The sequence below is a fragment of the Bradyrhizobium sp. UFLA05-153 genome (assembly GCF_054185185.1).
The window spans coordinates 100,666-114,522 of the sequence record NZ_JBBIAM010000001.1 but is presented as its reverse complement, the minus strand read 5'-3'; the positions used below and the strand labels follow the sequence as shown (position 1 = coordinate 114,522).

The window sequence follows — 13,857 nt, the reverse complement described above, 5'->3', positions numbered from 1 at the left end:
CATGGCAGGGCTAGCAGCCGGTGACGGTCTGCCTGCCCCCTCTCCCCGCCTGCGGGGAGAGGGTCGGGGCGAGGGGGAGCCTCCGCGAGGTCGGTGGCGGTTGGACCCGTGGTCCCCTCCCCTCACCCCGAATTTGCGCGTTGCGCAAATTCCGACCTCTCCCCGCGAGCGGGGCGAGGTGAAGAGCGAGCGGCCATCATGACCCGCTTTGTCGAACGCCATCCCACCTGGGCGCTGATCGTCATCATCGCGATTGCGCTCGCGCTATGGCTGATCTTCGCGGTCTGGCCGCCGGGGCTGGAAGAGGCGATCGGCCGCAAGCGGGTGTTCCTCAACGCCGTCTTCAACGGCATCACGCTCGGCGGGCTGTACTTCCTGGTCGCGAGCGGCTTCACGCTGATCTTCGGCCTGATGCGCAACGTCAATCTCGCGCACGGCTCGCTCTATCTGTTCGGCGGCTATGTCGGCTACGCCATCAGCGCCTCGACCGGCTCGTGGATTCTGAGCTTCATGATCGCCTTCATCCTGACAGCGCTGGTCGGCATCCTGCTCCAGGTCATCGTCTTTCGCCGCATGGAGGGCCAGGACCTGCGCCAGACCATGGTGACGATCGGGCTCTCGATCGTGTTTGCCGACCTGATGCTGTGGGCCGCCGGCGGCGACTTCTACCAGATCCCGACCCCGAGCTGGCTGATCGGCCCCATCGAGCTGCCGCTGATCACGGCGCTCAAATCCTCGGGTGAGCCGGTCTATCTGCGCTATCCGCTGGTGCGGCTCGTGATCTTCGCGGCGTCCGTGGTGATCGGGATCGCTATGTGGCTGGCGCTCAACCGCACGCGGATCGGCATGATCATCCGCGCCGGGGTCGATGACCGCGACATCCTCGCCGCGACCGGCGTACGCATCCAGGTCGTGTTCGTACTGGTGTTTGCGCTGGGCGCCGGACTCGCCGGCATTGCCGGCGTCGTCGGCGGCACGTTTCAATCGCTCTCGCCGGGCGAGGACATCCGCTTCCTGCTCGCCTCGCTCGTGGTCGTGATCGTCGGCGGCATGGGCTCAATCCCGGGCGCCGCCCTCGGCGCCCTGATCATCGGCCTCGCCGAGCAGCTCGGCTCGGTCTACATCCCGACCTATGCGATCGTCGTGACCTTCCTGATCATGGTGCTGGTGCTGGCACTCCGGCCGCAAGGCCTGCTCGCGAGGCGCTGACATGTCGCTCACCCACGACGCACGCGTTCCCGTTCGCACCGCCTCCGGCGTGCAGCGGCCCGCGTTGCGTGGCTGGCCGGAGATCGACAATCCCGCCGCCTGGATCGTCGCGATCGTCCTTTTGATCATGCCGCTGATCGCCAACGGCTTCTTCCTGATCGAGATCTTTGCGACCACGCTGATCCTCGGCACCATCGCGCTGAGCCTGATGTTCCTCGCTGGCTATGGCGGCATGGTCAGCCTGATGCAGCTCACCGTGGCGGGCTTTGCCGCCTACATGGTCGCGGTGTTCGGCACCAGCGACAACGCCAATATCAGCCTGGGCTGGCCGTGGTGGCTTGCGGTCCCCATGGCGCTCGCGCTCGCCACCGCGTTCGGCTCGCTCGGCGGCGCGCTCGCGGTGCGGACCGAGGGCATCTACACCATCATGATCACGCTCGCGATCGGCGCGGCGTTCTACTACTTCACCAACCAGAACTGGGCGATCTTCAACGGCCACACCGGCATCAACAACGTCGGCACGCCGCGCTTCTGGGGCGTCAACTGGCGCGCCGATATTCCCTTCTATTACATCGTGCTCGGCGTCGCCGCGCTCTGCTACTTCGCGGTCGAATACATCTCGCGGGCGCCGTTCGGTCTGGCCCTGCAAGGCGTGCGCGACAATCCGCGCCGCATGGCGACGCTCGGCTTCAACGTCAATGCCCATCGCGTCGCGGCTTACGCCTTCGCATCCTTCGTCGCGGCGCTGGCCGGCGTGTTGCAGGTCTGGAACTACCGGCAGATATCTCCCGGCTCGGTCAGCGTCGGCGCCTGCATCGACATTCTCATCATTGCGATCGTCGGCGGCATCACGCGGCCGATCGGTCCTTACATCGGCGCGCTGATCTTCGTGCTGCTTCGCACCTTCGCACTCGACTTCCTGGTCAAGATCGGGCTCGACGGCAACCGTTTCCGGCTGCTGATCGGGCTGGGCTTCCTCGCCATCGTGTTCTGGTCGTCGGATGGCGTCATCGGCCTGTGGCAGCGCTGGCGCCAGCGACTGAGCTCGCCTCGCTCAAGCGGAGGTCGAGGTCGTGGATAGCGTCGCCCATCGCCTCTCCGCTGTTGGCGCCGGCGCAGCGCTCGAGCTGCGCGGCGTGACGCGGCTGTTCGGCGCGCTCGCTGCGCTGACCGACGTCACCATCACCGTGCGGCCCGGCGAGCGGCGCGCGGTGCTCGGCTCCAATGGCGCCGGCAAGACCACGCTGTTCAACTGCATCACCGGCGACTTCCCGCCCTCCTCCGGCACCATCCGTTTCTTCGGCGAGGACATCACGCACTTCCCACCCTACGAGCGTATCCGCCGCGGCCTGCGCCGGACCTACCAGATCTCCGCGCTGTTCCCCGGCCTCACCGTTCAGGACAACGTCTACCTCGCCTGCCGCGGCGTCTCACGCGGGCGCTTTTCGCTCCTGCGGCCGGGCCAGAACGACGCGCTGATGCATGCGTCCGACAATCTCGTGCAGGCGGTGCATCTGACGAATGTCAGGGATCAGCGCGTCGCCGAGCTCGCGCATGGCCAGCAGCGCCAGCTCGAGATCGCGCTGGCGCTCGCCGGCGCCCCGCGCTTCGTGCTGTTCGACGAGCCGGCCGCAGGTCTTTCGCCCGCCGAGCGGCTGGAGTTGATCGAGATCCTGACCTCGCTGCCTTCGCATATCGGCTACATCATCATCGAGCACGACATGGATGTGGCGCTGCGCGTCGTGGAGAGCGTCACGATGATGCACAACGGGCGCATCTTCAAGGAAGGCCTGCCGCAGGAGATCCAGTCAGACCCCGAGGTCCAGGAGCTTTATCTCGGAGGCGGCCATGAATGAGGTCCGCCGCACCGGCCCCGCGCTCGAGGTCAAAGGCCTCGACGTCTACTACGGCCATTCGCACGCGCTGCAAGGCGTCGACCTGGCACTCGATGCGGGCGTGTTCTCCGTTGTGGGACGCAACGGCATGGGCAAGACCACGCTGTGCAAGGCGATCATGGGGCTTGTGCCCGTGAGCAGCGGCTCGATCCGCATTCGGGGCGAAGACATCACGAGGCGGCCACCGGCGCATATCGCGCGGCTTGGCGTCGGCTATGTGCCGCAGGGACGCCGCCTCTGGAGGTCGCTCAGCGTCGACGAGCATTTGCAGCTTGCCGGCGGCATCCGCACTGGTGCCTGGACCGTCGAACGGATCTACGACACGTTTCCGCGGCTCGCCGAGCGCAAGGATCATGGCGGCGGCCAGCTCTCCGGCGGCGAGCAGCAGATGCTCGCGATCTCGCGCGCGCTGCTGACCAATCCACAGCACCTGATCATGGACGAACCGACCGAAGGCCTTGCGCCCATCATCGTCGCCCAGGTCGAGGACATGCTGCTGCGGCTCGGCGAGGACGGCGACATGTCGGTGCTCGTGATCGAGCAGAACATCGGCGTTGCCACCGCGATCTCGCGCAACGTCGCGATCATGGTCAACGGCCGGATCAATCGCATCATCGATTCGGTTCGCCTTGCCGCTGACCGCGATTTGCAACAGCGCCTGCTTGGCGTTGGGATTCATGCCGAGCTTGCGCCGGACATCGATGTTCCAGCGACCGGTTCTGATGGAAAAGCTGCACCGCAGCCCACGCGTCCGAGCGGGCCGATCCGCATCTACATCTCCAACCCGACCCTGCCGACGCGCTGGTCGCAGCCGGTGCCGATCGCCCGCATCGAGGCCGCAGCGCGCACACTCTCCACTCAGATCGCGCGGCTCGACGAAACCGCGCGGCGCAAGCGCGAGCCGGTCGCGGCGCAAACCTCCGGCCCGCCCGTCGTGCTGGTCGTCGGCACGCTCGACACCAAGGGCACGGAACTGCGCTTCATCCGAGACATCATCGCGGAAAGCGGCCTGCGCACGCGCCTCGTCGACGTCTCCACCAGCGGCAGGCACACGAGCTGCGACGTCTCCGCGCAGGAGATCGCGCTGAACCACGGCCGCGGCGGATTGGCCGTGTTTGGCCCCGACCGCGGTGTCGCCGTGACAGCGATGGCCGATGCATTCGCAAACTGGCTGCGCCGCCAGGGCAACGTCGCCGGCGTCATCTCGGCCGGCGGCTCGGGTGCGGCCTCGCTCGTTGCACCGGGGATGCGGGCCCTCCCCGTCGGCGTGCCGAAGCTGATCATCTCCTCGGTCGCCTCCGGCGACGTCGGCCCCTATGTCGGGCCGGTTGACATCACCATGATGTATTCGGTCACCGACGTGCAGGGCCTCAACTCGATCTCGCGCGCCGTGCTGGCCAACGGCGCCAACGCGCTTGCCGGCATGGTCAAGGCACGTCTCGACCAGCGCGAGGCGAAGGAGCGCGCCGCGAGCGCAAGCCAGCCCGCGATCGGCATCACCATGTTCGGCGTCACCACGCCGGCGGTGCAGAAGATCGCGGCCGACCTGCGCGATGATTTCGAATGCCTCGTCTTCCACGCCACCGGCGTCGGCGGACGCTCGATGGAGAAGCTGGTCGAGTCAGGCCAGCTCGCCGGCGTCATCGATCTCACGACGACGGAAGTCTGCGATCTCCTGATGGGCGGCGTATTTCCGGCGACCGAGGATCGCTTCGGCGCGATCATCCGCAGCCGCGTCCCCTATCTCGGCTCCGTGGGTGCACTCGACATGGTCAATTTCGGCGCGCCCGACACCATCCCGGAGCGCTATCGCGGTCGCAAATTCCACGTCCACAATCCGCAGGTCACATTGATGCGGACCACCGTGGAGGAGAACGAGCGCATGGGGCGGTGGGTCGGCGAGCGGCTCAACCAGATGGACGGGCCGGTGCGCTTCTTCCTCCCTGAGGGGGGCGTCTCCGCGCTCGATGCGCAGGGACGACCGTTCTGGGATCCCGAGGCCGATGCCGCGCTGTTCCGTGCACTCGAGCGCACGGTGCGGCAGACGAGCAATCGCCAGCTCTTCCGCGTCAAGAACAACATCAACGATCCCGAGTTCGCCTCCACGATTGTCAGTGCGTTCAAGACCCTGTTCGGACGCACCGGGGCGCGCCGGAGAATGGCGAGGTGACCGATGGCCAGGTTTGAACGGGCTGCACTGCTGAAGCGATTTCGCGAGATGGCAAAGCGCGGCGAGCCGATCGTCGGCGGCGGGGCCGGCACGGGTCTCTCCGCCAAGTGCGAAGAGGCCGGCGGTGTCGACCTCATCGTCATCTACAATTCCGGCCGCTATCGCATGGCCGGTCGCGGGTCGCTTGCGGGCCTGATGGCCTACGGCGATGCCAACGCCATCGTGCTGGAAATGGCGAGCGAAGTCCTGCCCGTGGTCAGCAAGACACCGGTGCTCGCCGGCGTCAACGGCACCGATCCGTTCCGCGACATGGACGTCTTCCTCGACCAGTTGAAGGCTCTCGGCTTCGCCGGCGTACAGAACTTTCCGACGGTCGGGCTGATCGACGGGATCTTCCGCGCCAATCTGGAGGAGACCGGCATGTCCTACGCGCTGGAAATAGACATGATTGCGAAGGCGCGCGAGAAGGACATGCTGACGACGCCTTACGTCTTCAGCGAGAAGGAAGCCGCCGCGATGGCGATCGCCGGCGCCGACATCATCGTCTGTCACCTCGGGCTCACGACCGGCGGCACGATTGGCGCGCAGACCGCGCCGAAGCTTGCCGATTGCCCGGCGCATATCGACACCTGGGCCTCAGCCGCGCTCAGCGTCAACCCCGACATTCTGGTGCTCGCCCATGGCGGTCCGATCGCGGATCCGGCGGACGCCGATTTCATCATGAGGAACACCCGCTATTGCCACGGCTTCTACGGAGCCTCCTCGATGGAGCGCCTGCCCGTGGAGCGGGCGCTGACGGACCAGGTACGCAAATTCAAGGCGATCGGCGCGCGCTAACGCCGAAACGTTCGAGGGAGGGAAAGATGTCGGGGATTCTAGTCGGTGAATTGATCCTCTGGCTGATCGTCGCGATCGTCGTGATCGTGGTTGGCGTCTACATCGTGAACTGGCTGTACCATCGCTCGTCAAAGGAAGTCTCGTTTGTCCGGACCGGCTTCCTCGGCGAACGCGTGGTGATCAACGGCGGCGCTTTCGTGCTGCCTTTCATCCACGACTACACGCCGGTCAACATGAACGTGCTGCCGATGGGCATCATACGTTCCAGGCAGGACGCCGTGATCACCCGTGACCGCATGCGCGTCGACATCGAGGCGGACTTTTACGTCCGCGTGCAGCCGACCCGCGAAGCCGTCTCGATTGCGGCCGCTACCCTCGGCCGCCGCACCATGGAGCCGGAGCAGCTCCACGCGCTGCTGGCCGGCAAGTTCATCTCCGCGATCCGTTCGGTTGCTTCCGAGATGACCATGGAGGAGATGCACGAGCGGCGCGGCGACTACGTCGCACGCGTCAAGACCAATGCAGCCGAAGCCCTCGCCCAGAACGGCCTCGAACTCGAGTCGGTCGCGATCACCGATCTCGACCAGACTGACCTCGAATTCTTCAATCCCTCGAACCGCTTCGACGCCGAAGGCTTGACGAGGCTGATGGAGGACATCGAGGCCAAGCGCAAGCTGCGCAACGACATCGAGCAGGACTCGATGATCAAGATCCGCTCCCGCAACCTGGAGGCCGAGCGGCAGGCGCTCGAGATCGAGCGCGAAAGCGAGACCGCGCGCCTCGAGCAGGAACGCGACATCGAGATGCGCCGCGCGCTTCAGCGCACCGAGGTCGCCCGCGAGCGCGCACTGCGCGAGACCGAGGCCGAGCAGGCGCAGATTTCTGCGCGCGAAGCCATCGAGAAGGCCCGCATTGCCAACGATCAGGCCATTGCCGAGGCCCGTATCGCCTCCGAGCGCGAGACCCGCCAGAAGGAGATCGAGCGGACCCGGACCATCGAAGAGAAGGAGCTGCTCGCCCGCGAGGAGGTCGAGAAGACCCGGATCGCCAACCAGCGCTCGATCGATACGACGCGTATCGCATCCGAACGCGAGGTCCGCCAGCGCGAGATCGAACGGATGCGCACCGTCGAGGAAGCCGAGCTCGCCGCACGCGAAGCGATCGAGAAGGCCCGCATCCAGCAGGATCGGGTGGTGACCGACGCCCGCATCGCCAACGAGGAAGAGACAAGGCGCCGCGAGATCGAGCGTACCCGCGCCGTCGATGAGGCCGAAATCGCGGCACGCGAGGCCACTGAAAAGGCCCGCATCGCCCAGACCATGATCGTCAATGTCGAGCGCATTTCCTCCGACGAACGCACCCGCGCGTTGGAAATCCAGCAGGTGCGTACCATCCAGGAGGCCGAGATCGAGGCTCAGCGCGCGGTCGAAGCCGCCCGCATTGCCCGCGAACGGACGCTCGCGGCAGAGCGTATCGCCGCCGAGCAGAACACGCGGCAATTGGAAATCGATCGCAACCAGACCTTGGATATCGCCGGCGTCACGGCACGCGAAGCGACGGAGGCGGCGCGCATCGCCCAGGAGGAGCGCGTCCGCTCGCTGGAGATCGCCCGCAACCGCGCTGTCGAGGAAGCCGACATCGCCTCCCGCGAGGCGATCGAGGCCGCGCGTATCGCGCAGGAGAAAACGGTTGCCGCCGAGCGCATCCAGGCCGAGCGTGAGACCCGCGCGCTCGAAATCGAGCGGACCGGCATCTTGGAGGCGGCCGAGCTGAAGCGGCGCGACGCCATCGAGCGCCAGCGCATCGGCGTCGACCTTGCACTCGAAGCCGAGCGGATCAACTCCTCCAAGAAGCGCGAGGTGCTCAATATCGAGCAGAAGAAGGCGGTCGAGATCGCGGACGAGGACCGCGTCATCGCGCTATCGACCAAGAAGTCCGAGCGCATCGATGCCGACCGCCAGGTCAGGCAGGCCGAGATCGTCGCGCGCAAGGAGGTCGAAACCACGGACGTCTCGCGCGAACAGGCGCTGGAAGCCGCGCGTATCGAGCGGCGTCGCGCGATCGAGCAGCTCGAGGTCGCGCGCGTGCAATCTTTGCAGGAAGCCGAGATCGCCTCCCGCGAGGAAGTCGAGCGTGCTCGCATCGCCTCCGACCGTGGTCTGGACGAAGCCCGCATCGGCCGCGAGCGCGAGCTGCGCAAGCTCGAAGTCAATCGCGAGAAAGAAGTCGAGACCGTCCTGATGGAGAAGGCAATCGCCATCCATCAGAAGTCTCTGGAAGAGTCCGCCGCGCGCGCCGCCGCCGAGGAAGCGCGCATGCGCGCGACCGAAGCCGCCGAGCGTGTTGTCACAGCCCGCGAGAGCGAGATCGCCAAGCGCCGTAAGACGGTCGAGGTGCTGCTCGCCGAGAAGCAGGCCGAGGAGACGCGTATTGCCGCCGAAGCCGAGCGTGTTCGCGCGGCCGTCGAAGCCGAGGCGCAGCGGATGCTGAACGAGGCCGAGAATGTGCTAACCGATCAGGCGCGCTACTCGTTGTTCCGCAGAAAGCTGCTCGACCGCATCGAGGGCATCGTGCGCGAGAGCGTCAAGCCGATGGAGAAGATCGAGGGCATCCGCATTCTCCAGGTCGACGGCCTCAACGGCGCCGGCCATGGCGGTGGCAATGGTGGCCGCAGCGCCACCGACGAGGTGATCGACTCGGCGCTGCGCTACCGCGTCCAGGCACCGCTGATCGACTCCATCCTGTCCGACATCGGCGTCGAAGGCGGCAGCCTCGCCAAGATGCCGGGCCTGATCCGCGAGGCCCGCGACATGCAGGGCATCAAGGATTCGACGCGCAAAGGCGGCGGCGACAAGCCGGCCGCCTCGCCTACGCCTTCCGCCGAGGGCGAACCGCCGGCCGGGCGCGGCCCGCGCAAGAAGAGTTGAGGTCTAGGCCATGGCCCGCGTCTATGTCTCAACCGTCGTCAATGCACGCAACGACCGCGTTTGGGCGCGGGTGCGCGACTTCAATGGCATGCCAAACTGGCATCCGGCAATCGCCGAGAGCCGCATCGAGGGCGGCGAGCCCTCCGACAAGATCGGCTGCGTCAGGGATTTCCGCCTGCGCAACGGCGACCGCATCCGCGAGAAGCTACTCGGCCTCTCCGACTACGACATGTTCTGCACTTATTCGATCCTGGAATCCCCCATGGGCGTCGAGAACTATGTCGCGACGCTGCGGCTCACGCCGGTCACCGACGGCGACCAGACCTTCATGGAGTGGACCGCCGAATTCGACTGCGCTCCGGAGCGGGAGAGCGAGCTCGTCAACAATATCGGCGGTGGCGTGTTCCAGGGCGGGTTCGATGCCCTGAAGCGCGTGTTTGGAGGTTGAGCCGTGCCCCACATCGTCAAGAGCACGATCCTGGACGCGCCGACCGACGCGGCGTGGGCCGTGCTGCGCGATTTCAATGGCCATGACCACTGGCACCCGGCGGTCGCGACCTCCTCGATCGAGCGCGCGCACCCCTCCGACAAGATCGGCTGCATCAGGCGATTCAAGCTGCAGGACGGCTCGGAGCTGCGCGAGCAGTTGCTGGCGCTCTCAGATCTCGAACAGACTTTTAGTTACTGCCTGCTCGATACTCCCATTCCCATGTTCAACTACGTAGCCCATGTACGCCTGCTGCCGGTCACCGATGGCGACCGCACGTTCTGGCACTGGGAATCGCGCTTCACGACGAAGCCCGAGGACGCAGCCCGCATCACCCACATGGTCGCCGAAGACATTTACCAGGCCGGCTTCGAGGCCATCCGCCGGCATCTGAAGGAGGCCGCGTAATCATGTCTGTGACGGTGAAGACCTTTACGAGCTCCAGCGAAGCGGCCGCGGCCCTGTCGTCGGACCGTAGCGCGCGCTACCTTGGCGGCGGCACGCTCGTGATGCGCGCATTGAACGAAGGCGATGTCTCGATCTCGACCGTCGTCCGCGCCAATGATCAGGCATTGTCCCGGATCGACGCATCCGGCCCGCGCATCACGCTCGGCGCGGGCGTGACCTTTGCGAGGATCCTGGCGGAGCGCGATCTCGCCTTCCTGCACGCCCCTGCCCGCTCGATCGGCGGGCCTGCGGTTCGCAACATGGGGACGGTCGGCGGCAATCTGTTCGCACCCAGTCCATACGGCGACTTCACGGTCGCCCTGCTTGCGCTCGATGCCACTGTCACCGTGCAAGGCGGTTTTGGCGCACGCGATATCCCGATCGAAGAATTCCTGCAATCGCGCGAACGGCAGGCTGGCACGCTGGTGCTGTCCGTGTCATGCACCCGGCCGGCGAGCGCTGACGCATTCCGCTATCGCAAGGTCGCCCGTATCAAGCCCAAGGGCGGTTCCGTCATCACGCTCGCGGCGCATCTGCCGATCAGCGGTGGCCGAATTGCCGGCGCCAGAATCGCGCTCGGCTCGATGGCACCGACGCAGATCCGCGCGCGCGCCGCCGAACGCGCACTGGAGGGCCGTTCGCTCGACGCCCCCTCGATCGCAGCTGCAGCGTCCGCCGCGAGCGAGGGGACATCGCCATCCGACAATGCACTCGGCAGCGCCTGGTATCGCCGCGAGATCGTCGGCGTGCATCTGCGTCGCCTTCTCTCGGGTCAGGAATAGACGTCATGTCCAAGACCCCGCTGCAATTTCGTCACAACGGCCGCGACGTCGCTATCTTCGTCGATGGCGGCACCAATCTGCTGGTCGCGCTGCGCGAGCTGATCGGCGACATGACACCGAAATTCGGTTGCGGCCAGGGCGGTTGCGGCACCTGCAGCGTGCTGGTTGACGGCGAGCTTCATCTCTCCTGCCTGACGCTGGCGGAGACCGTCGCCGGCCGTTCCGTCGAGACGCTCGACAGCTTGAAGCAAGGTCCAAACCTGCATCCGCTGCAACGCGCTTTCGCCGACAATTTCGCGGCCCAGTGCGGCTATTGCACGCCGGGCATGCTGATGGCCGCAAAGGCCCTGCTCGACCGTAATCCGCAGCCGAGCCGCGCCGAGATCGTGGAAGCCATCTCCGGCAACATCTGCCGCTGCACCGGCTACGAGCCGATCATCAACGCGATCCTCGCCGCCTCGGGTGGCCGGGCCAGCGCCTGAGGACATTTGCCATGCTGGAATTGCGCAAGGACATCTTCGCCGACGAGCGCGACGACAATCTCAAGGAGATCGGCAAGGGCACGCAGCGCCAGGACATGCTCGGCCACGTCACGGGCACCTCGACCTATTTCGGCGATCACAAATTGCAGGGCATGCTGCATCTGAAGGTCGTCCGCTCGAGCCATGCCCACGCGCGGCTGCGCCGCATCGATACGAGCGACGCGGAGCGTTCGCAGGGCGTACGCCGGGTCATCCGCGGCGCCGACGTGCCGCGCAATCTCAATACGCTGCTCAGCCTGATCAATTTCGGCAAGGACGACGAGCCGTCGCTTGCGGTCGACAAGGTCCGTTACAACGGCGAGCCAATCGTCGCCATCGTCGCGGATAGCGAGCGCGAGGCCTTCGAGGCCATCGCAAAAGTGTGCATCGACTACGAGCCGCTACCGACCGTGTTCGACGTCGAGGACGCGCTGAAGCCCGGTGCGCCCGTGGTCAACGAGACCTATCCGAAGAACACTTTCACCTATCACGACGTCTATGATCATCAGAAGCTCCGCTTCGGCGATGCGGACGCGGCGCTCGCGACAGCCGATCACGTGCTGGAGCAGCGCTACCAGATGTCGCCGATCGAGCATGCGCCGACCGAGACCAACGGCGCGATCGCGGCGCCCGACACCAACGGCCGCTACGTCGTCTATACCTCGACCCAAGCGCTGTTCTTTTCGGTCGATACCTGCGCGAAGATTTTGGACGTGCCCTCCAACACCTTCCACTTCATCGGCGGCACCGTCGGCGGCGGCTTTGGCGGCAAGGTGGATACGTTGACCGAACCGCTCGCCATCCTCGGCGCGATGCTGACTGGGCGTCCCGTGCGCTACGTATTCGGGCGCGAGGAGGAGATGCAATATGGCCCGCCGCGCGGCGCCGAGCGCATCTACATCAAGGATGGCGTGATGCGCGACGGCCGTATCGTCGCGCGAAAAATCCGCGCCTATTTCGACAGCGGCGCCTATACGCGGCTCTCCAGCTACGCCGCCGTGAAATGCGCCGCGCATCTGCCGGGGCCCTACACCATCCCGAACGTGTATGGCGACGTCTACTGCATCTTCACCAACCGCACGCCGGCGACAGCGATGCGCGGCTTCGGCGTCACCGCGATGGACTTTGCCATCGAATGCCAGATGGACAAGCTGGCGCATCTCGTCGGCATGGACCCTATGGAGTTCCGCATCCTCAACGCCTATCGCGACGGCGATATGAAGGCGCATCGACGCGAGGCGAAGAATACGGCGCTGATCGAATGTGTGCAGGTCGCAGCCGAAAAGGCCAAATGGCCGATCCGCGAGGAGTTCAGGCGAGCGTCCTCGCGCAAGGACGGCGGCGGCAGCCGCGCAGCCATTCCGCCGACGCCGACAGAATCACGCGCGCGGCCGGCCGCACCGACGCAGCAGCGCACGACCTATGACCGGCTTCCGCCCACGGTGACCCGCGAGCCGCCGCCACCGACACCGCCGCCGCCCTCGCCGCGGCCCGCAGCACCCTCGCACGGAGCAACCCGTTTCTCCTCCGTCTTCGGCACCAGGAGGCGCTAGATGACCAGGCATCGCGGACGCGGCATGGCGTCGATCAATTATCCCATCGGGATGAATCTCGGCGGCGATCCGAGCCAGGCCCTGGTTCATTCCAATCCCAGCGGCAAGTTCACGGTCGCGCTGTCCTCGATCGATCTCGGCCAGGGCATGAAATCCGTGACCCGCCAGATTTGTGCGGAGACGCTCGGCGTCCCGGTCGAGGACGTCTATGTCGACACGGCGGACTCCGACACCGGCCCGCATTGCATGGGCTCGTTCGCCTCGCGCGGCACTCATCGCGTCGGCAACGCCGTGATGGCCGCGGCGCGCGAGGCCCGCGGGGTAATGATGGAGGCCGCCGCCGAGGAGCTCGAGGTCAACGCCGCCGATCTCGAGACCGACGGGCGCGGCAATATCCACGTCAAGGGCGCGCCACACCGCTCGATCTCGACCAAGGACGTCGCCATCGCCGCGCAGTTCAAGCAGGGCAAGACCATCTCCGGCCGCGGCATTTTCCTGGTGCCGCTTTCCGACGTGGACCCTGAAACTGGCGAGATGTCGCCGGCAACCTGCTATGCGCATGCCTGCCTCGTCGCCGAGGTCGAGGTCGACGACGAGACCGGCGAGGTCGCCATGGTGCGCATGGATTCGGCCTATGAACTCGGCCGCGCGCTCAACCCGCGGCTTGTCGAGCAGCAGCTTGTCGGCGGCGCCTGGATGGGTGTCAGCCACGCGCTCTACGAGACGCCGGAACCTTATTATCCGGACCCGGTGCACGGGCCGCGGGATTTCGTCGAATATCTGATGCCCGGGCCAGGTGATATTTGCCCACACGACATCGCCGTACTGGAGCGCCCGGCTCCCGACGGCCCGTTCGGCGCCAAGGGTCCCGGCGAGATGTGCGCCAATCCGGTGCTGCCGGCCGTTGCGAACGCGATCTTCAATGCCGTCGGGGTGCGCATCGACGATCTGCCGATCACGCCCGAAAAAGTGCTGCGCGCGATCAAGGCCCAGGGCGGCGCGCGGCCGCAGGCGCGGCGCTGAGGTTTG

12 protein-coding genes are annotated in these 13,857 nt (G+C 66.2%); all 12 read left to right on the top strand.

Going from position 1 to position 13,857, the window contains the following annotated elements:
* The first annotated feature begins 198 nt into the window (after positions 1-198).
* Genes Q2941_RS00530 through Q2941_RS00475 form a run of 12 tightly spaced genes read left to right on the top strand, consistent with a single transcriptional unit; the run spans position 199 to position 13,851 of the window.
* Entirely contained in the window at positions 199-1,209 is a 1,011-nt protein-coding gene (locus Q2941_RS00530; RefSeq protein ID WP_458191237.1) for a branched-chain amino acid ABC transporter permease, read from the top strand.
* A 1-nt stretch (position 1,210) separates the two neighbouring features.
* Positions 1,211-2,290 carry a branched-chain amino acid ABC transporter permease gene (locus Q2941_RS00525; RefSeq protein WP_254113228.1) on the top strand — a complete coding sequence of 360 codons (1,080 nt, stop codon included), beginning with the start codon at positions 1,211-1,213 and terminating at the stop codon, positions 2,288-2,290.
* Positions 2,283-3,065 (top strand): ABC transporter ATP-binding protein, encoded by a 783-nt coding sequence (locus Q2941_RS00520; protein WP_458191235.1) that lies wholly within the window; start codon positions 2,283-2,285, stop codon positions 3,063-3,065. The genes Q2941_RS00525 and Q2941_RS00520 overlap by 8 nt, the downstream gene beginning before the upstream one ends.
* A complete protein-coding gene (locus Q2941_RS00515; RefSeq protein ID WP_458191233.1) occupies positions 3,058-5,274 on the top strand; it encodes an ABC transporter permease in 2,217 nt (738 codons plus the stop codon). The genes Q2941_RS00520 and Q2941_RS00515 overlap by 8 nt, the downstream gene beginning before the upstream one ends.
* 3 nt (positions 5,275-5,277) lie before the next feature.
* Positions 5,278-6,111 (top strand): phosphoenolpyruvate hydrolase family protein, encoded by an 834-nt coding sequence (locus tag Q2941_RS00510; protein WP_458191231.1) that lies wholly within the window; start codon positions 5,278-5,280, stop codon positions 6,109-6,111.
* A gap of 26 nt (positions 6,112-6,137) precedes the next feature.
* Positions 6,138-9,038, top strand: a complete 2,901-nt coding sequence (locus Q2941_RS00505; RefSeq protein ID WP_458191229.1) for a flotillin family protein — start codon at positions 6,138-6,140, stop codon at positions 9,036-9,038.
* Between the two features lie 10 nt (positions 9,039-9,048).
* Complete coding sequence (locus Q2941_RS00500) at positions 9,049-9,486, top strand: SRPBCC family protein (protein ID WP_027521173.1); 438 nt, start codon at positions 9,049-9,051, stop codon at positions 9,484-9,486.
* Between the two features lie 3 nt (positions 9,487-9,489).
* Positions 9,490-9,933: an SRPBCC family protein gene (locus Q2941_RS00495; protein WP_254113231.1), complete on the top strand. Its 444-nt coding sequence runs from the start codon at positions 9,490-9,492 to the stop codon at positions 9,931-9,933.
* A gap of 2 nt (positions 9,934-9,935) precedes the next feature.
* A complete protein-coding gene (locus Q2941_RS00490) occupies positions 9,936-10,754 on the top strand; it encodes an FAD binding domain-containing protein (protein WP_458191226.1) in 819 nt (272 codons plus the stop codon).
* Between the two features lie 5 nt (positions 10,755-10,759).
* Positions 10,760-11,236 (top strand): (2Fe-2S)-binding protein, encoded by a 477-nt coding sequence (locus Q2941_RS00485; RefSeq protein WP_027521176.1) that lies wholly within the window; start codon positions 10,760-10,762, stop codon positions 11,234-11,236.
* 11 nt (positions 11,237-11,247) lie between these two features.
* Positions 11,248-12,828 carry a xanthine dehydrogenase family protein molybdopterin-binding subunit gene (locus Q2941_RS00480; protein ID WP_458191224.1) on the top strand — a complete coding sequence of 527 codons (1,581 nt, stop codon included), beginning with the start codon at positions 11,248-11,250 and terminating at the stop codon, positions 12,826-12,828.
* Positions 12,829-13,851, top strand: a complete 1,023-nt coding sequence (locus Q2941_RS00475) for a xanthine dehydrogenase family protein molybdopterin-binding subunit (protein WP_027521178.1) — start codon at positions 12,829-12,831, stop codon at positions 13,849-13,851.
* Positions 13,852-13,857: the final 6 nt, after the last annotated feature.

What these genes read in the sequence shown, in the direction of transcription:
- Q2941_RS00510 (WP_458191231.1), top strand. Translation starts at nt 5,278, where the DNA reads ATGGCCAGGTTTGAACGGGCTGCACTGCTGAAGCGATTTCGCGAGATG.
- Q2941_RS00515 (WP_458191233.1), top strand. Translation starts at nt 3,058, where the DNA reads ATGAATGAGGTCCGCCGCACCGGCCCCGCGCTCGAGGTCAAAGGCCTC.
- Q2941_RS00490 (WP_458191226.1), top strand. Translation starts at nt 9,936, where the DNA reads ATGTCTGTGACGGTGAAGACCTTTACGAGCTCCAGCGAAGCGGCCGCG.
- Q2941_RS00485 (WP_027521176.1), top strand. Translation starts at nt 10,760, where the DNA reads ATGTCCAAGACCCCGCTGCAATTTCGTCACAACGGCCGCGACGTCGCT.
- Q2941_RS00500 (WP_027521173.1), top strand. Translation starts at nt 9,049, where the DNA reads ATGGCCCGCGTCTATGTCTCAACCGTCGTCAATGCACGCAACGACCGC.
- Q2941_RS00530 (WP_458191237.1), top strand. Translation starts at nt 199, where the DNA reads ATGACCCGCTTTGTCGAACGCCATCCCACCTGGGCGCTGATCGTCATC.
- Q2941_RS00480 (WP_458191224.1), top strand. Translation starts at nt 11,248, where the DNA reads ATGCTGGAATTGCGCAAGGACATCTTCGCCGACGAGCGCGACGACAAT.
- Q2941_RS00475 (WP_027521178.1), top strand. Translation starts at nt 12,829, where the DNA reads ATGACCAGGCATCGCGGACGCGGCATGGCGTCGATCAATTATCCCATC.
- Q2941_RS00525 (WP_254113228.1), top strand. Translation starts at nt 1,211, where the DNA reads ATGTCGCTCACCCACGACGCACGCGTTCCCGTTCGCACCGCCTCCGGC.
- Q2941_RS00505 (WP_458191229.1), top strand. Translation starts at nt 6,138, where the DNA reads ATGTCGGGGATTCTAGTCGGTGAATTGATCCTCTGGCTGATCGTCGCG.